The organism is Variovorax glucosi, assembly GCF_051216695.1.
Classification (GTDB): domain Bacteria; phylum Pseudomonadota; class Gammaproteobacteria; order Burkholderiales; family Burkholderiaceae_C; genus Variovorax.
The window spans coordinates 1-1010 of the sequence record NZ_JBPJZE010000447.1; the positions used below are offsets into that span (position 1 = coordinate 1).

Here is a 1010-nt window from a genome sequence, read left to right on the forward strand (position 1 = left end):
GGCGAGCCGGGCGCCCAGGGCGCGGCCGTTACCGGAATGCAGGGCATCGGCGTGAAGGCGCCGAGCGCGGCGGCGGTGGCTGCGGCCACCATCGGGTTCGACATGCTGTTGCAGGTGCCGAAGGGCAAGATGTTGGCGATCGGCTTGTTGTCCATGATGGTGGCCGCCGGCACGCCGCTGGTGACCACGGCGTTCACGGGCAGCACCACGAGGTTGGAAGGCGCGGCGCCGAAGCTGCACTGCAGCGTGGCTCCCATGCAGACGTGCATGCCCATGGCTCAGCCCCCCCTCACGAGTTTTTCCAGGCTCTTCATGAAGCCCGGCGATGCGGCTGTCTCCACAACCTCGTGGCCGGCCTGGTCGAAGCGGCGCGGGTTGCCGTGCGACTTGCCCTGGCGGTACGCGATTTCTTCCATCAGCTGGCCGTTGGGCCAGAAGCGCCGCAGCGGGCCGTGCAGCACGCTGGCCACGTAGGTGGACGACTGCGCCACGCCGCCGCTTGCCAGGTAGTCGAGCACTTCACCATCGAGCAGGCCGGCGCGGTACTGCTCGCGCCGCACCATGCGGCCTTCGTTGTAGTAGGTGGCTTCGCCTTCGAGGCGGCCGGCCACGTAGCGCAGCCGTGCCGTGACGTCGCCCGATTCGGCGTATGCCACGGCATCGCCATGCAGCGTGCCGCGCACGTGCTGATGCGTCTGCACGAGCATGCCGCTGGAGTAGTAGCTGCGCGTGGTGCCTTCGGCCACGCCGCCGAAGCGCTGCGTTTCCTGCAGCAGCTGGCCGCGTTCGTCGAACAGGCGCATGGCGCCGTGCGGCACGCCGGCCTGGTAAGAGGCCTCCATCGCGGGCTTGCCCGCGGCCGAGTAAACCTGCATCGGCCCGTGCGGCACGTCGCCGAGGAACGACGCGCGCACCACCGTCTGGCCAGCGCCGTCGAGGGCTTCGCGCACCGCGGCCTCGGGCACCGAGGCCAGGTCTTTTGTTGGGAGGGAAGAAAGTGCCATGGCGTT

2 protein-coding genes are annotated in these 1010 nt (G+C 69.4%); both read right to left on the reverse strand.

Going from position 1 to position 1010, the window contains the following annotated elements:
- A partial coding sequence (locus ACSFA3_RS26400; protein ID WP_435508248.1) for a DUF4280 domain-containing protein occupies positions 1-275 on the reverse strand: 275 nt, incomplete at its 3' end.
- 3 nt (positions 276-278) lie between these two features.
- Positions 279-1010 (reverse strand): toxin-antitoxin system YwqK family antitoxin (locus ACSFA3_RS26405; RefSeq protein ID WP_435508249.1); only part of this gene is annotated, 732 nt, incomplete at its 5' end.